This window comes from Vibrio sp. Of14-4 (assembly GCF_022347625.1).
GTDB classification, from domain to species: Bacteria; Pseudomonadota; Gammaproteobacteria; order Enterobacterales; family Vibrionaceae; genus Vibrio; species Vibrio pristinus.
The window spans coordinates 1-23,193 of sequence record NZ_JAKRGI010000007.1; the positions used below are offsets into that span (position 1 = coordinate 1).

The following is a 23,193-nucleotide window of genomic DNA, read 5'->3' on the forward strand; positions in this document are numbered from 1 at the left end:
CCCACCTGATCCCATGCCGAACTCAGTAGTGAAACGCAATAGCGCCGATGGTAGTGTGGGGCTTCCCCATGTGAGAGTAGGACATCGCCAGGCTTTAAACAATATCGAACTAAAGCAATATAAAATAAGACTTTAGTGAGATTACATATTATGGAGAGATGGCTGAGTGGTTGAAAGCACCGGTCTTGAAAACCGGCATACGTTAATAGCGTATCTAGGGTTCAAATCCCTATCTCTCCGCCACATCTAAAAGCCGCTGTTTTTACAGCGGCTTTTTTATTAATTACTTTGTCTAAAATTCCTTTGTTTGGACCTTAAAGTTAACCATTCGGTCTATTTATTTTTACATTTCAAGCAACTTCATAATACTTCATAGTTACCATTTAAGTTAAATATATGGAACAATAAGCTTATTGTCTTCAATCAATTTTGATATTTAACCCATGCCTATTCCGTTAAATAGAAAATAAAATATGTTGTAAAAAGTATGAAACATCGGGATCCAAATGCTCGCTTAGCGAGAAATTTTATGGAGCATGTTTGGCTAGAACGTGTTCAGGAAGGTTTGGATGAATTTTTGTCGCATCAAATTCTGGTAAAGTCACCTCTAAAACAGAGTGTAGGGGTAGATACGCTCACTAATGCATTTTCCGTTTGGTTTAGGGGATTTCCCAATCTTTCCTATCGCGAGAAAAAGTTTAATATTTCCAATGATAAAGTGGATATTGAGTGGGAAGTCGAGGGGAATCATTTAGGTGAGTTTTTTGGTTTCTCTCCAACTGGAAAGCCAATTCAGTACTCAGGAACGACAGAGCTTGTCATGTTTGATGGAAGAATACAAACTTACAGCGCTGATGTCCAAATCGGTGCGGTTATAGAGCAGATATCGTCACATACTCCTATTGTTGTAGAAAATGTCAGTGATGATATTTACATTAGGCTCAATCATATCTTAGGACTCAGTCTGACAAAAAGACAAATAGATTGTCTCGCACTCAATTGTTTGCGTTGTGATAATACACTCATCTTATCGAAGCTCAATATCAAATACACCACTTTCAGAACCCATATCGAGAGGATACTACCGATCCTTGGCTTGACCTCTCGAAAAGATATTTTTGATTGGGCGATGTCAAACCACATATTAGAACTCTTAATACACATTGGGTTAGAAAAGCTTCATTCGAGAGACGCTTAGTAAAAAGGTTTTGCGTTCGGTGCTCTAGCAATCTAGGTATTCGCTAAAGTCACTCTTCACTGTAATACTTGCAAAATAAAAAAGAGGGCATGAGACTCATACCCAAAAAACAAAATTACATTAGCAATAACTATGGTTTGTGGAAAAATTAGTCTGCCCAAGACATCAAAAAATTTAATGACACAAGCTAGAGTAGTAAGTCCACGTACATAATAACTATACCAACATTAAACATTTCCATCAATAAAAAGAACATTTTTGGTACAGATTGGTACATTTTGATGTGTGTTTAGTAAATATCTCAAAATTTCCTGTAGAAGCACTTACTTTATATTCATCGGTAATGTTTATAAGTTAATAATGATTGAGTTCAAAGAAGTTTAAGGCGTTCTCATTTATAATATCTGCCTGAAAAACACTAAATATCTTATGTTTATCCAGTTATGCTTAATGCCTTCTTTGTCATTTATTGGTCGGTATAGCGACAATTATGAAGCCACTAAAGTTTTTAGGGCTGCATTGAAATAGAAATCCTTGAGTACTCAAAAAGCATTTCTATTTCGCAATGAATAGTAGGTCTAAAAATAATGGCCTAACTTTTATTATAGAAATTAACATTAATAAAAATTCCTATAAAATTTACATACCAAATTTTTCTTTTGTAAAGAAATACTGCGATGTTTTAGCTATTCTTTGAGGTTACATCCTGATACCGGCTGTTTCAACTCTAGCTATATCTATCCGGCCATGTTTGCGATCTCGCGTTGAGCTCATAATATAAAGGTTTTTCATATCTTCACCACCGAGGACACAATCGAATGCAAGGTATCCATTTGGTAAATCTATCCGATGTGTTATTTCGCTATTTCCATTTATACGTACAACACCCATTAAACCAAACGGATCAGCAACCCATACACCTAATTCTTTATCCAAAGATATTCCATCAGGTATTAAATTATCAACTTGGCAGAAAAATTCTTTGTTGGCCAGCATTCCATTATTTTTTAATTTGAATCTAGATACAGTGCCGTTGAATGATTCGGCCACATATAGATAACCATCATAGATAACGCTACCATTTGGGAAAATGACACTATCGTCAACTATGCAGTAGTTACCATATTTATCGACCTTAAAGATCTTACCTGTCTTTTTATTCTCGGGTGTATCCCAATGGAACCCGATGTCTCCCACATAGGTATCACCATTAGAATGAGTTACCATATCATTTATAAAGAACTCTGTAGCTGATGATAAATCACAGTGTAAGGTCAGCTCTCTACCATCCCACTTATAAATTTTATAATTATCCATCATAGATGAGATTAGCATTTCTCCAGTAGGCAACCAACCGAGACCTGAAGGAAACGGTATATCAAAAAGCTTTATAGTATTTTCATTTTTAACCCTATAAACAGCATGACCATCCATATCGGAAAAAAATAATTGTCCATTATGCCAACGAGAACCTTCAGGAAACTTTATTCCCTCAGATACGATATTTTTAAAAATTTTAATACTTTTAGTCAATATTATGTACCTTGTTATTTAGCATTCACACAGCTCGATTTTCGTTCTACTATACAATAACTAAAGTTTGATGCTTAATGCTACAGTTTTATTGGGAGATATATGGCAGACAATCCATTCATAACATCTGGAAATCGTGTTCAATATCTGAGGCACCTCTTAAACCACTCACGAACGTCGTTTTCTGAACGATATGGTATTTCTCCATCTACTTTAAGGCAGTGGGAGTCAAGCAAAAAAGCTGAGACATCAGAGAGGGTATCAATCATTTTGTCCGAAGCTCTTAGAGGAGAGCTCAATATAAATGTTGATTGGCTTAGAACTGGAGAAGGTAATTCTCCTACACTAAAAGAGACTAGACAATTAGATTTCTACGATCTGTCAGTCGCTTATGATGATGCCTTTCGGCTAATAGATAGGTATAGGTCTGAAAAACTCGAAATTATAACAATTTCGAATAACGATTGGAGACCATGGCTTTCTTCAGGAGATATTGTTATAGCCTCACAAGCGGCTAAAGTACCCATTAAAAACAGGCTCTATATCGTGACTTCAAATGAAGGTATAAGATATTCGGGCTTTATAATTAGCTTAGAAAATAGTCTCCTAACCTTAGACACTGGTAATGGTACAATTGAAAATCTATATAAACCTCTTGATATAATGAAAGTAATTCAGATAAGATATCTATCATAAGGGCATACTATGAACTCTAGTGACTTAAGCGGAATAGAAAACTTAACCCGAACTCTAAAATCTTTATATAGAGATTTGGAGAAAGAGTGTGGATGCAACTACATTGCTTTTTTTAGAGAAAATGTAGTTACAAAAGACAAGATTTACTGGTCGTCTAATAAAGATTGGAGTTCCTATTTTTTTACTCCTGAAAATTTTCACCAATGTCATTTAGTAAATGCAGGTTCGAGCATGCTAGAAAATAATCCCCAAATCATCCTCCCTTGGGACTCGATTAAACCACTGACAATTTCTCAAAAAAGACTTAGTGGGGAAAGAAGAGAGCATGGTTTAGATCATGGTATAACATATGCCTCCGAAGTTAACGGTATATTTCAAGGACTAGCTCTTGCCACTGAAGCTAAACCTTATCGTTCACTGAGCTTCGCCAGAGATGTGATTGAAAACAAACAAAAAATATTTAACATCATAAAAAAAATAGATGAATGCATCAATAATAATTACTATCTTCATGAAAATAACTATCAAGGTACATGCAACTTAAGAGATTTAGTTAATAGAATTTATAACATTTAGGCATTCTTTAATAACAGTTTCTTTGTTAATTTTTTCATTATAGTAACGGTTAATTATATCGTTATCTCTAGTTAATGATGATATAATTTCTACCCTTTGCTTTGTGTTGATGTTTTTTATTTCAGATAAAATTGTTGATATATATATAATAGCTTCCATTTCTCGATTGAAAGAGTGAAATAGCAAGCTAGGTTCAACTTCCTTTTTGGTTAATAATGTTCTCCAATCATCAACAGATAAAACATCAGCATATATTCTGGCATACTTCTCATTTATTGGCCTAGTGCCTAGCTCATGTGCATTTACAGTTCTGATGTTAAGACCCAATTCTTTTGCAAACTTTGTAGCAGTTGGGTAGCCACTCCTAAGGCGAAGTGATCTTAGTAATGAAGTCTTCATGATAATATGTTTATTTTATAAAATATAATTTTTCAACATTAAACTGATAATTATTATAGATATTATATTTTAGATTAAAAATATAATATACACCAATACAAAATACCTCACAACAATCAATAAGGTTTATGTTTAATTTGTTAATCATTAGGATTTAATATGTTCCCTATAACTATGCCGTAATTAAATAAATTATTCTTTGGTAATCGCTAAGTCATAGGATAAGACTATTTCAGACCCTTGATCCAGTAGAGAAAATTTAAGGCTTATATTGCCACAGGTGTAATCACCTAGTTTAACTAGTCATTAGATAATTAAATGACTTATTTCTTTGCTGATGGTTGTAACTATAGTGTGTGATATCACAAAATCTAGTTTTATATAATGCTTGTAGTCATTTTTTGAGGACACCTATGTTATGGTGGCTGCTGTTAGGAAGTTGGATGGAAACGACACAAGTTCAATACGCTTTTTATTGGCTAGATATGCTTTTTTTTCGGAGATGGTATATCTCAGGGTTCTTGATAGAGCCCTGTTATGAAGCCATAAGCCAATTGGTTTGTACCCCGGGACTATTTAGTCACGGGGTTTTTTTGACTAGTAAAGTTCTTTGAGTTTTCTTGTTAGGGTATTTCTCCCCCAACCCAACACTTTCGCAGCGTCTTGCTTATGGCCTCTGGTATGCTCAAGAGCCGCTTCCAGAAGAATTCGTTCAAATTCAGGTAACGCTTTGGTGAGGATTTCGGTACTTCCCTCTGATAGTGAGCTTTTGGCCCACACCGCCAATTGACTTTGCCAACTTGTCGATGCTTTATCGCTTGAGCCTTCGACTGTGGTAAAGAGCTCAGTAGGGAGATCTGAAGGTAAGACTTCTCCTCCACTCGCCATAACAGTCAGCCAGCGACAGGTATTTTCGAGTTGTCTAACATTGCCCGGCCAATTGAGCTTACTAAGAGCTTGAATTGTGGATGAGTGAAGCGTTTTGGCATCTACTTCAAGCTCTTTGGCGGCTTCGGATAGAAAGTGTAAGGTAAGCTTCTCGATATCTTGTTTTCGTTTACGCAGTGCTGGAATGTGCACGCGTATCACGTTGAGTCGATGAAATAAATCTTCTCGAAAATCACCTTCATTGACCAAACTTTCTAAATGTTGATGTGTCGCGGCTATTATACGCACGTCAACTTGTATTGGTGAGTGGCCACCAACTCGGTAGAACTGCCCATCAGATAGTACGCGCAATAAGCGAGTTTGAATATCAAGTGGCATGTCGCCAATCTCATCGAGAAATAACGTGCCACCGTTAGCTTGCTCAAAACGACCCTGGCGTATGCTAGCAGCGCCAGTAAAGGCACCTTTTTCATGGCCAAATAACTCAGACTCTATGAGATCTTTTGGTATGGCAGCCATATTAAGTGCGATAAAAGGCTTAGATGCTCTCGGGCTATGCCTGTGAAGCGCTTTAGCAACCAGCTCTTTACCAGTACCAGACTCTCCATTGATCAGCACAGAAATTGACGAGCGTGAAAGCTTACCAATGGCACGAAAGACTTCTTGCATTGCTGGCGCTTCGCCTATGATTTCTGGCGTACTGTTGCTATTGATTTGGTTTAAGCTTTGAGCCTGTTTCTGCTCTTGATTATGGGACAGTGCTCTTTCAACTAGGTTGAGTGTGTCGTCGACGTCAAATGGTTTAGGTAAGTAATCAAAGGCTCCCTTTTTATAGGAATTAACCGCGGCATCTAGGTCTGAATGGGCGGTCATTATGATAACAGGTAGGTTGGGATAACTTTGGTTAACACGCTGTAATAAATCCATACCATCAATGCCTGGCATACGAATATCTGATACTAAAACGTCCGGTGTTTCGCGCTCCAAAGCCACTAAAACACTTTCTGCTTCGGTAAACGTCTCGCACTTTATATTCGCTGATGAGAGAGTTTTTTCTAACACCCAGCGAATAGAACTATCATCATCGACAACCCAGACGTATCCTTTACTCATAGGGCATTTATCCTTTCAGTTATACTATTCATGTAATCGAAATTGGTAGGTAGATGGTAAATTTTGTGTGACCTGGCCAGCTTTCTAGGTCAATTTTCCCTTGGTGCTGATCTATTAGGTTTTGGGCGATGGATAGCCCAAGGCCAGTCCCCCCTTCTCTGCCACTGACCATTGGATAGAACAGAGTATCTTGCAGATTTTCGGGTACTCCCGGTCCGTTATCTAGGATGTCGATTTTTGCTGCCAGCTTGTAGTTTTGGCCATGTATATTGACTTGGTGCGCTGTTCGAGTACGTATCAGGATATGGCCATAAGCTTGGTCTTGTAAGATCTGACCTGCGTTACTGACAATGTTCAGCATTGCTTGCTCTATTTGGTCTGCATCAAGCATGAATTCAGGCAGACTAGGGTCATAGTCTCGTTCAATTTTTATATGGGGCTCGGTATCTAGTTCGACCAACTGACGCACTTTTTCTAGGATAAGATGCAGGTTTTGGCATTTCTTTTCCCCTGGTCTTTGTGGCCCTAGCAGTCTGTCAACCAGTACTCTCAACCTATCTGCTTGCTCAATAATGATTTGGGTGTACTCGACCATTGAAGGATCGGGGAGCATTCGCTCTAAAAGCTGCGCCGCGCCGCGAAGACCGCCAAGAGGGTTTTTTATCTCGTGAGCCAGCCCTCTAACTAAAAGCTTGGCAGCTTGCTGCTGTGCGTGTTGATGGATCTCTTGGGATAAGCGACGCTGCTCTTCTACTTTTCTTAGCTCAACCAGAAGCAGCAATTGTTTGTGCCAGGTGATTGGACTGGTAGTCACCTCTAGAATCAGCGGCCTGTCATCGATTATTAATGTGCAGTTACTGTCTGTCATGCTTTGACCTGTTTGAACGGGTCGTAATAGCCAATCTAAATCAATGGATGGATTTTGCAATAGGTTGGTTAGCTTTTGCTCGGTGATACGCTTAGCATTATGAGCAAATAGCTGTTCGGCGGCAGCATTCAAATATTGAATTTGAAAAGATTCGTCAATGATAATCACAGCCGTGGTTTGGTGACTGAGTATGATGCTGTTGAGCTCACTATTCACATCTGATCCTCATCCATGATAACACTATCAAATTTTGCACCAAATTGGTGCGATAACTTAGTATGGATTAATTATGCTGCTAAGCGAAGCAAAAAGTTTGTTTCCCACAGTCAAAGCTTGATAGAAAAAAGGCCCACCTATCTGTGAGCCTATTTTAATTGCTGATTCAGTAATGAATCACACAGAGTAATACAGTTCAAACTCAAGTGGATGAGTGGTCATGTTGACCTGTGCAACATCTTGCGATTTAAGGTCGATATAAGAATCAATAAAGTCATCAGAGAACACACCGCCAGTTGTTAAGAACTCACGATCTTGATCGAGTGAATCAAGCGCGTCTTTTAGCGAGTATGCAACGGTTGGGATCTCTGCAGCTTCTTCAGCAGGCAGGTCGTAGAGATCCTTATCCATAGCTTCGCCTGGGTGAATCTTATTTTTAATTCCATCAAGGCCAGCCATAAGCATTGCAGCAAAGCATAAGTATGGGTTTGCTGATGGATCGCCGAAACGAACTTCAATACGTCTTGCTTTAGGGCTTGGTACGACTGGAATACGAATCGAAGCGCTTCGATTTCGAGCTGAATAAGCGAGCATTACAGGTGCTTCAAAACCAGGAACTAAGCGTTTGTACGAGTTAGTGGATGCATTAGCAAAGGCGTTAATGGCACGAGCGTGTTTGATGATACCACCAATGTAGTAAAGCGCGGTCTCAGAAAGGCCGCCGTACTTGTCACCTGCAAATAGGTTGACGCCGTCTTTTGCTAGAGACTGGTGAACGTGCATACCACTGCCGTTATCACCCACTAACGGTTTAGGCATGAATGTCGCTGTTTTGCCAAAGGCGTGCGCAACATTGTGTACTACGTACTTATAGACTTGGATTTCATCGGCTTTCGATGTAAGTGTGTTAAAGCGAGTTGCGATCTCGTTTTGTCCTGCTGTGGCAACTTCGTGGTGATGAGCTTCTACCACAAGCCCCATTTCTTCCATGATAAGACACATAGCAGAGCGGATGTCTTGGGATGAGTCGACAGGAGCTACAGGGAAGTACCCACCTTTAACGCCAGGACGGTGTCCTTTGTTGCCTTCTTCGTAATCAGAGCCTGTGTTCCACGCAGCTTCAACATCATCAATCTTGAAGAACGAACCTGACATGTTGGTTGAAAATTTGACGTCATCAAATAGGAAGAATTCTGGTTCAGGACCAATTAAAACAGTATCGGCAATACCGGTAGAGCGCATGAAGTCTTCTGCGCGCTTTGCAATTGAGCGAGGGTCTCTGTCGTAACCCTGCATGGTAGCTGGTTCAAGGATATCACAACGGATGTTGAGAGTGGCATCTTCAGTAAATGGGTCAAGGACGGCAGATGAAGCGTCTGGCATCATCACCATGTCTGATTCGTTGATACCTTTCCAGCCTGCAACGGAAGAACCATCGAACATTTTGCCTTCTTCGAAGAAATCGGCATCGATTTGGTGGGCCGGGATGGAGATGTGTTGCTCCTTCCCTTTAGTGTCGGTAAAACGTAGATCCACAAACTTAACTTCATTCTCTTGGATCAGTGACAGAACATTTTCAACTGACATCTTGGATAACCTCCAGTGTTATTAAAGCGGTAGAAGCTCGATTAAATAAACAAATCTAGCATTGATTAATTTCATTGGTATTAATCGATGCTGACTCTACACAAGCTAGTACCATGCCATGTTTTTTTATCTTTTAAAATCAATATATTAAAAATAAATTCCTTGTTTTGGTGCAAAATATTGCACCGATGTGGACTCTGTTTGCACCATGTTGGTGCGGAAAAATGATTTGTTTATACTAGAAGTCCAAGATTATTTCATTGCGCTAATAAATACTACTCATGTCAACGAGTAATGGTGTATTGGTAGACATATAGGTATTTTTTCGCATGGGTTGCGAAGAAAACTAATGTATCAGATCACATATTTCTGGGTTTTTCGCTAAAATCTGGTACATTACGGTCGTTTTTTTAATCAAATAAGCAGTGCTCGTTAAATGTACGATTTAAGAGGGTTGCTTCCTTTATAAGTGAATCAAGGTCCATGGCTACTCCACAGATTGATAATTTAAGAAATATCGCGATTATTGCGCACGTTGACCACGGTAAAACCACCCTGGTTGATAAACTATTGCAGCAATCCGGAACCCTAGAGTCTCGCGGTGAGGCAGAAGAGCGAGTCATGGACTCGAACGATATCGAGAAAGAACGTGGTATTACCATTCTTGCGAAAAATACCGCGATTAACTGGAATGACTACCGCATCAATATCGTCGATACTCCTGGACACGCGGACTTCGGTGGTGAAGTAGAGCGCATTATGTCAATGGTAGATTCAGTACTACTGATCGTTGATGCGGTTGATGGTCCTATGCCGCAGACTCGTTTTGTTACTCAAAAGGCGTTTGCACATGGCCTTAAGCCTATTGTCGTTATCAACAAGATTGACCGTCCAGGTGCTCGTCCTGACTGGGTAATGGACCAAGTTTTCGATCTGTTTGACAACTTAGGTGCCACCGATGAGCAGCTAGACTTTAAAGTGGTGTACGCTTCTGCATTAAATGGCTGGGCTTCACTAGAAGAAGGTGAAACTGGCGATGACATGGAACCACTATTTCAAACTATCGTTGAAGAAGTGGCTGCGCCTCAAGTTGACTTAGATGGCCCGCTTCAAATGCAGGTGTCTCAGCTTGATTACAGCTCTTACGTAGGTGTAATTGGTGTGGCACGTGTTACACGTGGTAGCGTCAAACCAAACCAGCAAGTGACGGTAGTCAGTGCCGATGGTAAGACGCGTAATGGTAAAGTGGGCACTGTCATGGGCTACCTTGGCTTAGATCGCCATGAAGTCGATCAAGCGAACGCCGGTGATATCATCGCGATTACAGGTCTTGGTGAGCTTAAAATTTCAGACACTATTTGTGCGCAAAACGCGGTTGAAGCTTTGCCTGCACTGTCGGTTGATGAGCCAACGGTTACCATGACTTTCCAAGTCAATACCTCTCCATTTGCAGGTAAAGAAGGTAAGTTTGTTACCTCACGTAATATCCTTGAGCGTCTTGAAAAAGAGCTAGTGCATAATGTGGCACTGCGCGTTGAACAAACAGACGATCCAGACAAATTCCGCGTTTCTGGTCGTGGTGAGCTTCATCTCTCTATCTTGATTGAGAACATGCGCCGTGAAGGTTTTGAACTCGCGGTATCTCGCCCTGAAGTTATTATCAAGGAAGAAGACGGTCAGCTAATGGAACCGTTTGAAACCGTAACTATTGATGTTATGGAAGAGCACCAAGGCGGCATCATGGAAAACATTGGCTTGCGTAAAGGTGAGCTGAAAGACATGTCACCTGATGGTAAAGGTCGAGTACGTATGGACTTTGTTATGCCATCGCGTGGCTTGATTGGTTTCCAAACTGAGTTTATGACCTTAACATCTGGCTCTGGTCTTCTTTATCATACTTTTGATCACTATGGTCCACACAAAGGTGGCAACATAGGTCAGCGTATTAACGGTGTATTAATTGCCAATGCGGCGGGTAAAGCTCTGACTAACGCACTGTTTAACCTACAAGAACGTGGTCGTATGTTTATCGGTCATGGTGTGGAAGTATACGAGGGTATGGTGATTGGTATTCATAGCCGAGACAACGATTTGACGGTTAACGCGCTTAAAGGTAAGCAGCTAACCAACGTTCGCGCCTCTGGTACTGATGATGCTCAGGTTCTGACGCCGCCAATCATTATGACTCTAGAGCAAGCACTTGAGTTTATCGATGATGATGAGCTAGTTGAAGTGACGCCAGAAAGCATCCGTATTCGTAAGAAGTTCCTTACAGAAAGCGATCGTAAGCGAGAAGCTCGTAACGCGAAATAGTCTAGCGGATTCTTTTATAAGCCCTACTGAAGTCTTTCAGTGGGGCTTTTTTATACCCTGATTCCACAAATAATCCTCACTCAATTATTTTTGCAATAAATATCATATGCTTGAGTTGATCGAGCAATTAATGCATATTGTTTGCTCGCATACATGGATCGTAGCGTACGTACAACGAGCAAATAATGGTTCTTACTGGACAAAACCTCTTTCGAGATGAATTTCCAACCCCTATTTGTTTACGGCACTGCGCATCTTGGTTTATCTCAATCTCAGGGCATTAAACGATTAATAAATAAGACTCTGAGTGTGCTTTCGATATGGAGATCGTATGAAACTCAACAAGACCCTTTTAGCAACATTTTGCAGTGCAGCACTACTGAGCACTCCCGCTATTTCAGCTGAAGATTCATTGACCATTGGTGTCTCTCAGTATCCAGCAACCCTTCACCCAGCCATAGATAGTGCCGTAGCTAGAGATTATATCCGCGGTTTTACTCAGCGCGATTCCATTGGTTTTGACCAAAACTGGCAATTAACCTGCTATTTGTGTGAGCAGGTTCCGACATTTGAAAATGGCTTGGCTAGCATTATTGACCGACCAGACGCTAAACCAGGAGAAAGTCAGCAAGGGATAAAAATGACCATTCGGCTGAAAAAAGATTTGTTCTGGGGCGACGGTACTCCAGTCACCAGCCAAGATCTTGCCTTCTGGCATCAAGTGGCAACATCGTCAGATGTTCAAGGTAACCCTGAGTTATCATTGGTTCGGCAAATTGAGAGAATGGATGTGATTGATGACCGAACGGTTGATATGTATATCGATAGAATCACGTATGAGTACAATTCTAGCCTGAGGCCAAAGATTCTTCCCCGTCATCTTGAAGAACCTATTTTTAAAGCTAATCCTAAAGAGTATCACCTTAAGACCAAGTACGTGACTGATCAAACGAATCCTGGTTTGTACAACGGACCTTATATTATTGAGCAAGCTAAGCAAGGTCAGTTTGTAAAGCTTGCCAGCAATCCATATTGGAAAGGCAAAGCGCCGCACTTTGAAAACATTACCATAAAAACCATTACTGATACTCAGGCCCTGCAGGCTAACCTTCTCTCTGGCGATATTGACTATATTCCGGGCGAGCTTGGTTTGACGTTAGATCAAGCTCTACAGTTTGATAAACGCTATGGCAGTAAATTTAATGTTGATATTCGACCTGCCGCTTTGTATGAGCACTTGGACATACAGCTGGATAACCCTCATCTAAGCGATGTTAGGGTGCGCCAAGCACTGCTTTACGGCCTTGACCGCGAGCTGCTGACGCAAAAGCTATTTCAGGGCAAGCAACCTGTAGCAACAACAAGCGTCAACCCTCTGGATTCGACATTTGACCCTAATACACCTTTCTACAACTACGACCCAGAGAAGGCTAAGCAGCTGCTTAAAGAGGCTGGCTATAAACTGGTCAACGGCGTACAGATGAAAGATGGTCAGCCATTAGAGCTAGAGTTTATGACCACGGCTGGTAATAAAACCCGTGAGTTGGTCCAGCAATTTGCTCAAGGTCAATGGAAGAAAGTTGGCATTAAAGTGGTGATTAATAACCAGCCTGCGCGCGTTTACTTTGGCGCAACTCTTAATGAGCGCAAACATAAAGGCTTAGCTATGTTTGCTTGGTCAAGTTCACCAGAAGGCTTACCCAACACAATATTGCATTCTGAGCATATCCCTAGCAAAGAGAATGGTTGGTCTGGGCAAAATTATGCGGGTTACTCAAATGCTAAAATGGACGGCTTGATTGACCAACTTGAAGCTGAAGTGGATGCAGAAAAACGCAAGGCGTTATGGAAGAGCTTGCAGAATCTTTATGCTACCGATTTACCAGCCCTTCCCCTTTACTACCGCTCTGAGAGCTATATCTATCCCAAGTGGCTTGTTGGCGTTGAACCGACAGGGCATCAGTATTATTCGAGCTTCTGGGCGGAAAACTGGGCCCGGGCCAATTAAGCGGTTGGTGTGTCTATGAGTGAAGTAGTATTAGACGTTCGTAATATGAGTGTGGCTTTGGGGCCACACCTTGCGGTGAAAGAGATCAGCTATCAAATTCATGCTGGTGAAATTTTAGGCGTAGTGGGTGAGTCAGGTTGTGGAAAATCACTGACTTCACTTGCAGTCATGGGGCTTTTGGATAAAAAGCTGGCACTGTCGGGTGAGATTCTATTTGCGGGTGAAAACCTAGTAGGTATGAGTGAGAAGCGTTATCAGCACATCCGTGGTGAAGGCATAGGTATGATTTTCCAAGAGCCTATGACGGCGCTTAACCCTGTTGTTACCGTTGGTGGACAAGTGGCGGAAATGTTTTTGGTTCATGAAGGCGTATCTAAAGCTGAAGCCATGAACCGGGCAATAGAAATGCTAAGGCAAGTACATATACCCTATCCGGAAAAGAGAGCGAAAGCGTTTCCTCATGAGCTGTCTGGTGGTATGCGTCAGCGAGTCATGATTGCCATGGCACTTGCCTGCAAACCTAAAGTATTGATTGCTGATGAGCCAACCACAGCATTGGATGTGACAGTCCAAGCCCAAGTCCTTGATTTGCTCGAAGAGCTAAGAGAGACCACAGGCACTGCTATCCAATTTATCAGTCATTCACTTGGTGTGGTGTCGCAAATTTCTGATCGCGTTATGGTGATGTACGCAGGGCAAGTAGTCGAAATTGCTGATGTAAATGATATTTTTGATAATCCACAACATCCCTATACCCAGGCATTGCTCGATACCATACCGCGAGTCGGGGTTGATATTAAACGTTTGCCAGCAATACCGGGGAGTGTTCCACCTCTTGACCAGCGGGGTGACAATTATACATTCCGCGATCGATGCCCTGAGCTTTTCGACCATTATACCCAACTGGCGAAGCAGCGTAATGAGCAAATGGTGAGGGGGTATTGATGGCGCTATTAAAAGTTAATAATTTGCACAAGTATTATGTGCTTGAGGCTGGCTCTGCTTTTGGGCGAAAGCCTAAGTACTTGCATGTGACCAAAAACGTTTCCCTTAGCCTAGAAGCAGGCAAGACCTTGGCTGTGGTCGGAGAGTCTGGATCTGGAAAGTCCACCTTAGGTAGGATGGTCAGCATGCTAGATAGACCTGCATCGGGCGAGATTTACATAGCCGGTCAAGAGGTGTCGCGCCTGAGTTCTAAACAGCAAAGGCCAATACGTCAACGGATAGGTTTAGTTTTTCAAGATCCTTACTCTGCGCTTAACCCAAGAATGCCAATCTTAGACTCTTTAATTGAGCCAATGAAAGTCAATAAAATTGGTCATCGACACTCTCAGCGAGACCGTGCGCTGGAGGTGCTAGAGTGGGTTGGGATGCATGAAGATGTGCTCACTCGATACCCTCATGAGTTTTCAGGAGGTCAGAGGCAGCGTATTGCTATTGCACGAGCCCTGATGTTGAAGCCTGAGCTTATTATTGCTGATGAACCGCTCTCTGCTCTGGATGTATCGGTACAATCTCAAATCTTGAACTTGTTTAAAGATCTGCAAGAGGAACATGGAATCGCCTTTTTCTTCATTAGTCATGATATGGCAGTGGTATACCACTTGGCTGATGAAGTGGTCGTGATGAAAAATGGTGAGATTGTCGAGCAAGCGGATAAGGCGAGCTTTTTCGCACATCCTAAGCACCCATATAGCCAAGAGCTACTTAATGCAGTGCCTGATATCGGTAATGTAAGACGTCGTAATCAGATCGAGAGAAAATCAGCATGAAAGTAACAAATAATCCACAGATAGGGGGACGATGATGAAACGCTTTCTTATTTCTCGTTTCCTACAAATGGTGCTGGTACTCTTTTTAGCATCATTTGCTGCCTACAACTTGATGGGGCTTATGCCTGGCGACCCGATTGATTTGTTGGTGCAAAGTAATCCAAGCATGACTTCGGAAGATATTGCTCGGCTTAAAGCTGAGCAGGGTTTGGATAAACCCGTCTACGTGAGATATTTTATTTGGCTAAAAGATGCCATGCATGGTGATCTTGGATACTCACGTATGTTTGCCCAGCCTGCAATTGATGTGCTTTGGGACGCAATGAAAAATACCTTAATTCTGGTGGGCAGTGGCACTTTGTTGTCGATTTTAATTGCTTTACCGATTGGAGTTTTGTGTGCGGTTAAGAAAAACAAAGCGACAGACTACATTATTAGCGGCTTAACCTACCTATTTTTGTCGACACCGGCAGCTTGGCTGGCTCTTATGTTGATTATGGTGTTTGCCGTGGTATTGCCTGTGTTTCCAGCAGGAGGTACAGGCGAGGCTGAGGGTGCACAAGGGTTGGCAAAGCTTGAATATATGATTTTGCCAATATTGAGTTTAACCTTGCTCAGCATCGCATCCATTTCACGTTTTATGCGCTCAAGTATGCTTGAGGTCTTTCGCCAAGACTTTGTGCGCACCGCGAAGGCAAAGGGATTGTCGTCGACTCGTGTGCTACTAAAACACTGTATCAAAAATGGCATGCTTCCAATGATCACTGTGCTTGCAATGGATGTGGCAGGATTAATGAGCGGTGCTGTATTGACGGAAACGATTTTTAGTTGGCCTGGTATCGGGAAATTAACCGTTGATTCAATAAATGGTAATGATTACAACGTTGCCATGCTTTGTTTTATGGTCGCGACGACAGCGATACTTGTGATGAACTTTATTGCTGACATTCTTTACTCAAAAGTCGATCCAAGAATTGATTTAACTAAGGGGGGCGTCCAATGAGTTATATAGTAAAACGCAGTCAAAACCCTTGGTTTCAGGTCGCTCAGCGCTTATCTCGGCATAAGCTGGCCATGTTGTCATTGGTGTTTTTATGCCTATTGGCTCTGGTTTGCTTCGGAGCAAATCCTATTGCACTTTGGTTAGGTGTCGATCCCTATGCCGATGATTTGTTCTCTCGCTTCTCCCCACCTAGTGGTCTCAATCTGTTAGGAACCGATGAGCTGGGGCGTGATATTTTTACCCGCTTACTGCTTGGTGGCCAAGTCTCACTGACATTTGCTTTTATGGCTGCCTTAACCACATCTGTTATAGGCACGGTGCTCGGAGTGATAGCTGGCTACTATGGCGGTAGAGTTGACGCATTTATCATGCGCAGTGCCGACTTTATTATTAGCTTGCCAAGCATTATGTTGCTTATACTGATCCAAAGTGTCGACATGACCAAGCTTGGGCTGTCTGAAGAACTGGTTCGCAGTGATAGTTTTAGTATCTACCGATTAGTGCTGGTGCTCTCCATTTTGGGCTGGCCTTTTGCCGCTCGTTTAGTGCGCTCGAATACTCTCTCTGTTAAACACAGGGAATATGTTCAGGCGGCCATTGGTTACGGTGCGAGTCATTGGTTTGTGATGGTAAGACATATTATTCCCAATGTGATAGCCCCTGTGATCACAGCTACAACATTGGGTGTCGGCGGTGCGATTTTAACTGAAAGCGCATTGAGCTTTTTGGGTTTTGGTATTAACCCACCGACACCATCTTGGGGTAATATGTTGCAAAACGCTCGCGAAGCTATGTGGCTTTATCCTATGGCCGCTGTCTATCCCGGTCTTATGGTTTTAATGACGGTGATTACAATTAATTTCTTGGGAGATGGGTTACAAGAAGCGATTGATCCTAAATCATAGGTAAACACTTTGGCCTGTTTTCTTGCAAGCAGGTTGATATCAGGTAGGCAGGCCTTAGTTTTATTCTGATTGGGGGATTTGATGTCAAACATTGAGCAGATTAGCAAACATGGCGTGAGATTTGGACGATACCTACTCGCAAGAATGCATCATGATAGAATCAATGTTAATGCTGGTTATCTAGCTTACATCACCTTACTTTCCATTGTTCCTATGCTGACTGTGCTTTTGTCGGTGTTATCTTCGTTTGCGATTTTCGCTAATGCCGGAGATGTTATTCAAGACTTTGTGATTACTCACTTCGTCCCTGCTGCTGGGGATGCGGTCAAGCAAGCTCTACTCGAATTTGTGGCTAATACAGGTAAGATGACGGCGGTTGGCGGTTTGTTTTTGTTTGTTGCGGCTTTGATGCTGATTTCTAACATTGACAAGAATCTTAACTACATTTGGCGAGTTGAGCACAAGCGCCGCAAAGTGTTTTCCTTTTCTATGTATTGGATGGTGCTGACACTGGGGCCAATTTTAGTTGGTGCAAGCATTGCAGCCACTTCCTATGTTACCTCTTTAAAGATACTCGATAGTGAGGCTATCTCAGGGATTTATGAGCTGATATTACGCTGGCTGCCCTTTTTATTGTCATTTTTTGCCTTTATGGGGCTGTACATTCTAGTTCCTAACAAAAAAGTTCATATATCACATGCATTTATTGGTGCTATTGTTGCTGCTTTATTGTTTGAGGCAAGTAAAAAAGGTTTCGCTGCATACATCACTCAGTTTCCTTCGTATCAACTTATATACGGCGCCTTAGCGGCCATCCCAATTTTGTTTGTCTGGGTGTATTTATGTTGGTTGATTGTTTTGATTGGCGCAGAGGTGACGGCTGCATTGGGTGAGCGTGATCAGTGGAGCGAGCCTCAAGAAGTGGTACACTTGGCCTCAGATAATGGTCAGCAGAAAGAAGGAAAGCGTAGTGATAGCACTGATCCAGAGAGTGAGTGAGGCCGCTGTACGAGTCAATGGTGAAGTTATTGGTGAAATAAATCATGGATTATTGGTGCTGTTAGGTGTTGAGAAAGGTGATGATGAAGCAAAAGCAAAGCGTTTAGTGGAGCGGGTAACGTCTTATCGTGTGTTTAGCGATGACGAAGGTAAGATGAACCTCAATGTTAAACAGGTTGACGGTCAAGTGCTGGTGGTTTCTCAATTTACCTTACCAGCAGATACCAATAAAGGCACGCGAGCTGGCTTTTCACGCGGTGCTCATCCAGTTGACGCTGAGCGCCTTTATGACTACTTTGCTAACCAGTGTGCTGAATTGATACCAACCGAGCGTGGGCAGTTTGCAGCAGATATGAAGGTTTCATTGGTTAATGATGGGCCAGTGACTTTCTGGTTACAGGTATAAAATTAAGATGTAAAAGCTGATGGCTGTACGTAGCCAAAAACAGGGATTTTTATGTTTAAGCTGATCACCCCACAAACGGATAATCAACTCAACAAGTATTATCACTTTCGCTGGCAGATGCTTCGTGAGCCGTGGCGTATGCCAATTGGCTCTGAGCGAGATGAATATGACCCCATGAGCCATCATCGTATGATTGTCGATGGTAGGGGAAGGCCAATGGCTGTAGGGCGCCTTTACATTACGCCTGATAGTGAAGGGCAGATACGTTACATGGCGGTCAAAAATACTCGCCGTAGTAAAGGCGTTGGCTCTCTGGTATTGGTGGCTTTGGAGTCATTAGCTCGCCAAGAAGGCGCTAAGCGTTTGGTTTGCAATGCTCGCGAGGATGCGATTTCTTTTTATGAAAAGAATGGTTTTGAGCGACGTGGCGAGCTTACTGATGAGCGTGGTCCTATTCGCCATCAGCAAATGGTTAAACAACTAGATCCTCTGGCCAATGTATTGCGCCGTCCTGATTGGTGTAAAGAGTTGCAAGAGCGCTGGGAACATCAGATCCCCATCAGCGATAAAATGGGAATTAAGATCAACCAATATACGGGGTATCAATTTGAATGTGGTTCGCAGTTAAACCCTAACTTAAACCCACATAACACCATGTTTGCGGGCTCTGCTTTTACTCTAGCGACGTTAACGGGTTGGGGTATGACCTGGATGTTGATGAAAGAGCGTGGTCTAAGTGGTGATATTGTTCTCGCTGACAGCCAAATTCGCTACAGGCATCCAGTGACCCAAAACCCTGTTGCGTCGACTTCTCTTGATGGGATCAGTGGCGACTTGGATCGTCTAGCTTCTGGCCGTAAAGCTCGAATTATTATTTACGTTACTATCTATAGTGGTGACGTACCAGCCGTCGAGTTTGTGGGCACTTACATGCTTCTTCCAGATTATAAATCAGTGCTTGGAGCTCCCTCTACTGACGATACGGCTTGACGATTACTTTCAGGTGAACAGACTTCTTGCACTATATTGGTCTGACTTAAAATATCAGACCAAAGCCTTTTACACTCAGCTTCGCTGGTAAAAATTAAGGTGCCGAACTGGTATTTAGCAAGATCGATGTTACCTGCGAGTTGCGCCTTTTCCCCTTTAGCTGAGATTTGCATGCGGCCTCTGTCTATCGCTATTTTTATGGTGTTGAGAGGCCATTCTCTCTGATACGTTGTTTTATCATCACTTTGCACTCTCAGGGAAGCTTGATGTAGGTGTAAGTTAGCAGAGCCTGTTAGGCTATGAGCAAAGATTGGATAATCTCCCGAGAGGCCTTCAAGGCTAATGTCTGCTTCAGCTATTCCTATGACTTGAAAGGGTAATTTTTCTTGAAGTAAGGGTAAATCGATAGGAAATCCATCGATATTTAATGATAGTTGCCAAGGAGCACTTAGCTCTTGTCTTTGCCACTGGCCGCTGGCTTCTATGTATCCTCTGGCTAATGGTAAGAAGGCTCGATCAATACTGATGTTTTCATTTTTAGCAGTGAGTTTAACAATAGCTTGTGTGGTCAGTAAATTATCTAAACTGGCATTGTTGGCACTTGCCTCTACACTGCCAGAGTACAAGCTAGGTTTGCCGTTTTGGATTAACTGCAAATCCTTGCCTTCAATATTAATGCCTGAAACTTGCCAGTAAGGGCGCTGCTCAACTTGAATCAATTGAGAGTTTTTAACCTCTAGTGTTTTGATTGTAAGAGTATCGAGAAAGCTTGAGGCTTTGTCCAAAATCACAACTAATTGGTTTGTATCCTCTAACCACTTAACACCTGAGACTTTGAGCCAGTTGAGGTTGACTTGCTTTTGAGTTAAAGAACCACTCATTTGAATTCGACCTTGCTTGAAGTCTGCGTCGAACTCATCCAAAGAAATAGCCGAGTTAGACATATTGAGCCTAGCGGTCGGGCTAATAAGACGCAGCTGTTCATAATCTATGCTTTCAGCGTTGAATGACAGGCTTGCTTGTTCTTGCTGCTTTAAGGCTTGATTGGTGAAAAAGTTTTCTAGCGAAGCATCAATTTGATTGAGATTCCAGTTTCCATAACTAATGTCACTGTTGAGAATATCCAAACTGTTGATGTGATAGACAGGCAATGCTAAGTCTTGAAAGCCATTAAACAATTTCTCGACGGCTAAAGCTTTGGAAAGCTTGAGTTTATTGACGGTAACGTTAATCAGTGACCAGCCTTGCGGGTATTGCTCCGCTTGACCTGAAACATCGGCACCACGCCACTTAAAGGAAGCTCCATAGATGGTGCTATCTTGCGCTTGATATTGCGCGTCAATCAGCAACTTATCCAGAGCTTCGCCATCCACATACAACTGTTGGGCTGATAATTGAACTTTGCCATACGGAGCCGTCTGCTTTGGCGAGAGCCACTCTGGCTTTTGTATTTGCAGATTAACGTCCCGCGCTGACCAATTAGGCGCTTGAATATCAACGTGCTGAAGAGCCAGCTGTTGTATCTTAAATGAGTGTAATAGCGGCGAATTGAGCGCGCTTAGTGTTAAATTTGCCTCTTCGATCAAAATCGAATCAAAAGACAGTTTATTATCTTTCCAAAGTGATGAGGATGCCCAAAGCGAGAGTTTGGGAATGTGTAAATCTTGGTTGCCATCGGTTATATCAACGTCTGTTAGAGTCAATTGGTAGGGTGGCGAGTATGCTGCCTGCTGCACTTTTATCGTATAAGGTGAAAATTGGTCCAGAATGGCATTGACAATTTTCCCTGAATAAGGCGATTGGAGCAGAAAAAACAGTGAGACTATCAACAAGCTGCTTACACAAACTATGATAACAGAGGTGATGACGAAGACTTTTTTTAACATTCCAACCTTCTCCCAGTTCAGACTGCAGCTAGCTTGGAACATTTTTCTTTTTCAGGCAACAAAAAGCCCCTTTAACTAGGGGCTTAACATCTAAATTTACCGATTTGCTTGCTTTGTTACTTGAAATAATATCGAGGTAACTAAAGCTTAAGCTGCGTTAGTCGAGCTGAGGGCCAGCCGCGACTAAAGATTTACCTTCATCATTGTCTGTATATTTAGCAAAGTTGTTGATAAAGCGCTGAGCAAGATCTTTGGCTTTATTTTCCCACTCTTGAGGCTCTGCATACGTGTCGCGAGGATCCAATATGCCAGAATCGACATCATGCAACGCGGTTGGGACCTCCAAGTTGAAGATAGGAATATGCTTAGTGTCTGCGTTTTCAATTGAGCCATCTAGAATAGCATCTATAATTCCGCGAGTATCCTGAATAGAGATTCGTTTACCACTACCATTCCAACCCGTATTGACGAGATATGCTTCTGCGCCTGCCGCTTCCATACGTTTAACCAGTACTTCAGCATATTTGGTTGGATGTAGGGTTAGGAAAGCTGCGCCAAAACACGCTGAGAAAGTTGGTGTTGGCTCAGTAATTCCACGTTCGGTACCAGCAAGTTTTGCCGTAAAGCCTGAGAGGAAATGGTACTTTGTTTGTTCTGGTGTTAGCTTAGATACTGGTGGTAATACCCCAAATGCATCGGCTGACAGGAAGATCACCTTATTGGCATGCCCCCCCTTAGATACAGGCTTGACGATATTCTCTATGTGCTCGATCGGGTAAGATACACGAGTGTTTTCAGTTTTAGATCCATCATCAAAATCGATAGAACCATCGCTAAGCACAGTGACGTTTTCTAGCAATGCATCGCGTCGGATTGCATTGTATATATCAGGTTCAGCTTCTTTAGATAGCTTAATGGTTTTGGCATAGCAGCCACCTTCAAAGTTGAATACGCCGTCATCATCCCAGCCATGTTCGTCATCACCAATGAGTGCGCGCTTAGGATCGGTTGATAGGGTTGTCTTACCTGTTCCTGAGAGACCAAAGAATACTGCCACATCGCCATCTTTACCCATGTTGGCAGAGCAGTGCATGGAGGCAATATCTTGCAAGGGTAAGAAGTAGTTCATCATGGCGAACATACCTTTCTTCATCTCGCCACCGTACCATGTACCACCGATAAGCTGCATACGCTCAGTTAGGTTAAATACAGTAAAGTTTTCTGAATTCAGACCGTGTTCTTGCCATTTTGTGTTAGTACATTTAGCACCGTTCATGACTACGAAGTCGGGCTCAAATGTTTTCAATTCTTCTTCGCTAGGGCGAATGAACATGTTTTTGACAAAGTGTGCTTGCCACGCGACTTCAGTAATCACGCGGATGCTCAGGCGAGTATCTGGATTGGCCCCGCAATAGCCATCAACCACAAAAACACGTTTACCTGAAAGTTGGCTGGTAACCTCGCCTTTTAGGTCATTCCAAACTTGCTGTGTGATTGGTTTGTTGTCATTTTTTACCGCGTCAGAAGTCCACCACATGTGCTCTTCTGTCGTTGCGTCTTTTACTATGTACTTATCTTTCGGTGAGCGCCCAGTAAAAATACCAGTGTCCACAGCCACGGCACCTAGTTCTGTTACCACGCCCTTTTCATAACCTTGTAGGTCGGCGCGAGTTTCTTCTTCGAACAGCATTTCGTAACTTGGGTTGCGAACAACCTCTTTTACGTTGTGAAGCCCATGTTTGGTAAGATCAATTGTTGCAGCCTGTGCATGCTCCATAACGGTCATAGGTGCTCCTTGTAGGAATATATCGTAGGGATGTTCTAATAATGTTTTAGT

19 protein-coding genes, 1 tRNA gene and 1 rRNA gene are annotated in these 23,193 nt (G+C 42.3%); 14 read left to right on the plus strand and 7 right to left on the minus strand.

The features are described from left to right. From rrf to MHN79_RS08685, 3 genes are all read left to right on the plus strand, one after another. A 5S ribosomal RNA gene (gene rrf, locus MHN79_RS08675) occupies window positions 1–93 on the plus strand; the annotation flags it as partial. Between the two features lie 59 nt (window positions 94–152). Beyond that, window positions 153–243, plus strand: a tRNA-Ser gene (locus tag MHN79_RS08680). Window positions 244–487: 244 nt separating this feature from the next. Further along, window positions 488–1,198, plus strand: a complete 711-nt coding sequence (locus MHN79_RS08685; protein WP_239172560.1) for an ester cyclase — start codon at window positions 488–490, stop codon at window positions 1,196–1,198. 699 nt (window positions 1,199–1,897) lie between these two features. Here MHN79_RS08685 and MHN79_RS08690 read toward each other — a convergent pair. Continuing rightward, window positions 1,898–2,731, minus strand: coding sequence for an SMP-30/gluconolactonase/LRE family protein (locus MHN79_RS08690; protein ID WP_239172561.1), 834 nt, complete (start codon window positions 2,729–2,731; stop codon window positions 1,898–1,900). Between the two features lie 102 nt (window positions 2,732–2,833). Here MHN79_RS08690 and MHN79_RS08695 point away from each other — a divergent pair, with 102 nt between their 5' ends. Next, entirely contained in the window at window positions 2,834–3,427 is a 594-nt protein-coding gene (locus MHN79_RS08695) for a helix-turn-helix transcriptional regulator (protein WP_239172562.1), read from the plus strand. Window positions 3,428–3,436: 9 nt separating this feature from the next. Beyond that, window positions 3,437–4,003, plus strand: coding sequence for a hypothetical protein (locus MHN79_RS08700; protein WP_239172563.1), 567 nt, complete (start codon window positions 3,437–3,439; stop codon window positions 4,001–4,003). Here MHN79_RS08700 and MHN79_RS08705 read toward each other — a convergent pair. The 4 genes from MHN79_RS08705 to glnA form a co-directional block, all read right to left on the minus strand. Next, window positions 3,977–4,402 carry a hypothetical protein gene (locus MHN79_RS08705; protein WP_239172564.1) on the minus strand — a complete coding sequence of 142 codons (426 nt, stop codon included), beginning with the start codon at window positions 4,400–4,402 and terminating at the stop codon, window positions 3,977–3,979. The genes MHN79_RS08700 and MHN79_RS08705 overlap by 27 nt on opposite strands. 597 nt (window positions 4,403–4,999) lie before the next feature. Next, complete coding sequence (gene glnG / locus MHN79_RS08710; RefSeq protein WP_239172565.1) at window positions 5,000–6,403, minus strand: nitrogen regulation protein NR(I); 1,404 nt, start codon at window positions 6,401–6,403, stop codon at window positions 5,000–5,002. A gap of 28 nt (window positions 6,404–6,431) precedes the next feature. Further along, entirely contained in the window at window positions 6,432–7,487 is a 1,056-nt protein-coding gene (gene glnL, locus MHN79_RS08715; protein WP_239172566.1) for a nitrogen regulation protein NR(II), read from the minus strand. A 177-nt stretch (window positions 7,488–7,664) separates the two neighbouring features. Then, window positions 7,665–9,074, minus strand: a complete 1,410-nt coding sequence (gene glnA / locus MHN79_RS08720; protein ID WP_114785849.1) for a glutamate--ammonia ligase — start codon at window positions 9,072–9,074, stop codon at window positions 7,665–7,667. Between the two features lie 483 nt (window positions 9,075–9,557). Between glnA and typA the strand changes: the two genes are divergently transcribed. The 9 genes from typA to MHN79_RS08765 all read left to right on the plus strand — a co-directional run bounded on the left by typA (window position 9,558) and on the right by MHN79_RS08765 (window position 19,470). Further along, window positions 9,558–11,387: a translational GTPase TypA gene (gene typA / locus MHN79_RS08725; protein WP_239172567.1), complete on the plus strand. Its 1,830-nt coding sequence runs from the start codon at window positions 9,558–9,560 to the stop codon at window positions 11,385–11,387. 331 nt (window positions 11,388–11,718) lie between these two features. After that, window positions 11,719–13,395 (plus strand): peptide ABC transporter substrate-binding protein, encoded by a 1,677-nt coding sequence (locus MHN79_RS08730; RefSeq protein WP_239172568.1) that lies wholly within the window; start codon window positions 11,719–11,721, stop codon window positions 13,393–13,395. 15 nt (window positions 13,396–13,410) lie between these two features. Further along, window positions 13,411–14,340: an ABC transporter ATP-binding protein gene (locus MHN79_RS08735; RefSeq protein ID WP_239172569.1), complete on the plus strand. Its 930-nt coding sequence runs from the start codon at window positions 13,411–13,413 to the stop codon at window positions 14,338–14,340. Continuing rightward, entirely contained in the window at window positions 14,340–15,167 is an 828-nt protein-coding gene (locus MHN79_RS08740) for an ATP-binding cassette domain-containing protein (protein WP_239172570.1), read from the plus strand. Before MHN79_RS08735 ends, MHN79_RS08740 begins: the two co-directional genes overlap by 1 nt. Window positions 15,168–15,198: 31 nt before the next feature. After that, window positions 15,199–16,170 carry an ABC transporter permease gene (locus MHN79_RS08745; RefSeq protein ID WP_239172571.1) on the plus strand — a complete coding sequence of 324 codons (972 nt, stop codon included), beginning with the start codon at window positions 15,199–15,201 and terminating at the stop codon, window positions 16,168–16,170. Then, complete coding sequence (locus MHN79_RS08750; protein WP_239172572.1) at window positions 16,167–17,075, plus strand: ABC transporter permease; 909 nt, start codon at window positions 16,167–16,169, stop codon at window positions 17,073–17,075. The genes MHN79_RS08745 and MHN79_RS08750 overlap by 4 nt, the downstream gene beginning before the upstream one ends. Window positions 17,076–17,156: 81 nt before the next feature. Then, window positions 17,157–18,074 (plus strand): virulence factor BrkB family protein, encoded by a 918-nt coding sequence (locus MHN79_RS08755; RefSeq protein WP_239172573.1) that lies wholly within the window; start codon window positions 17,157–17,159, stop codon window positions 18,072–18,074. Beyond that, window positions 18,046–18,480, plus strand: a complete 435-nt coding sequence (dtd, locus tag MHN79_RS08760; protein WP_239172574.1) for a D-aminoacyl-tRNA deacylase — start codon at window positions 18,046–18,048, stop codon at window positions 18,478–18,480. The genes MHN79_RS08755 and dtd overlap by 29 nt, the downstream gene beginning before the upstream one ends. A gap of 51 nt (window positions 18,481–18,531) precedes the next feature. After that, window positions 18,532–19,470: a bifunctional GNAT family N-acetyltransferase/hotdog fold thioesterase gene (locus MHN79_RS08765; protein WP_239172575.1), complete on the plus strand. Its 939-nt coding sequence runs from the start codon at window positions 18,532–18,534 to the stop codon at window positions 19,468–19,470. On the opposite strand, the gene MHN79_RS08770 is transcribed toward MHN79_RS08765, so the two are convergent. Together MHN79_RS08770 and pckA are read right to left on the minus strand one after the other, a co-directional pair. After that, window positions 19,425–21,356: an AsmA family protein gene (locus tag MHN79_RS08770; RefSeq protein ID WP_239172576.1), complete on the minus strand. Its 1,932-nt coding sequence runs from the start codon at window positions 21,354–21,356 to the stop codon at window positions 19,425–19,427. The genes MHN79_RS08765 and MHN79_RS08770 overlap by 46 nt on opposite strands. 157 nt (window positions 21,357–21,513) lie before the next feature. Next, the gene (gene pckA / locus MHN79_RS08775) at window positions 21,514–23,142 is read right to left on the minus strand and encodes a phosphoenolpyruvate carboxykinase (ATP) (protein WP_239172577.1); all 1,629 of its coding nucleotides are present in this window, start codon (window positions 23,140–23,142) and stop codon (window positions 21,514–21,516) included. Window positions 23,143–23,193: the final 51 nt, after the last annotated feature.

Excerpts from the sequence above, each read along its gene's own strand:
- MHN79_RS08685 (WP_239172560.1), top strand. The coding sequence starts at position 488 with ATGAAACATCGGGATCCAAATGCTCGCTTAGCGAGAAATTTTATGGAG.
- MHN79_RS08695 (WP_239172562.1), top strand. The coding sequence starts at position 2,834 with ATGGCAGACAATCCATTCATAACATCTGGAAATCGTGTTCAATATCTG.
- MHN79_RS08700 (WP_239172563.1), top strand. The coding sequence starts at position 3,437 with ATGAACTCTAGTGACTTAAGCGGAATAGAAAACTTAACCCGAACTCTA.
- MHN79_RS08705 (WP_239172564.1), bottom strand. The coding sequence starts at position 4,402 with ATGAAGACTTCATTACTAAGATCACTTCGCCTTAGGAGTGGCTACCCA.
- glnG (WP_239172565.1), bottom strand. The coding sequence starts at position 6,403 with ATGAGTAAAGGATACGTCTGGGTTGTCGATGATGATAGTTCTATTCGC.
- glnA (WP_114785849.1), bottom strand. The coding sequence starts at position 9,074 with ATGTCAGTTGAAAATGTTCTGTCACTGATCCAAGAGAATGAAGTTAAG.
- typA (WP_239172567.1), top strand. The coding sequence starts at position 9,558 with ATGGCTACTCCACAGATTGATAATTTAAGAAATATCGCGATTATTGCG.
- MHN79_RS08730 (WP_239172568.1), top strand. The coding sequence starts at position 11,719 with ATGAAACTCAACAAGACCCTTTTAGCAACATTTTGCAGTGCAGCACTA.
- MHN79_RS08735 (WP_239172569.1), top strand. The coding sequence starts at position 13,411 with ATGAGTGAAGTAGTATTAGACGTTCGTAATATGAGTGTGGCTTTGGGG.
- MHN79_RS08740 (WP_239172570.1), top strand. The coding sequence starts at position 14,340 with ATGGCGCTATTAAAAGTTAATAATTTGCACAAGTATTATGTGCTTGAG.
- MHN79_RS08745 (WP_239172571.1), top strand. The coding sequence starts at position 15,199 with ATGATGAAACGCTTTCTTATTTCTCGTTTCCTACAAATGGTGCTGGTA.
- MHN79_RS08750 (WP_239172572.1), top strand. The coding sequence starts at position 16,167 with ATGAGTTATATAGTAAAACGCAGTCAAAACCCTTGGTTTCAGGTCGCT.
- MHN79_RS08755 (WP_239172573.1), top strand. The coding sequence starts at position 17,157 with ATGTCAAACATTGAGCAGATTAGCAAACATGGCGTGAGATTTGGACGA.
- MHN79_RS08765 (WP_239172575.1), top strand. The coding sequence starts at position 18,532 with ATGTTTAAGCTGATCACCCCACAAACGGATAATCAACTCAACAAGTAT.
- MHN79_RS08770 (WP_239172576.1), bottom strand. The coding sequence starts at position 21,356 with ATGTTAAAAAAAGTCTTCGTCATCACCTCTGTTATCATAGTTTGTGTA.
- pckA (WP_239172577.1), bottom strand. The coding sequence starts at position 23,142 with ATGACCGTTATGGAGCATGCACAGGCTGCAACAATTGATCTTACCAAA.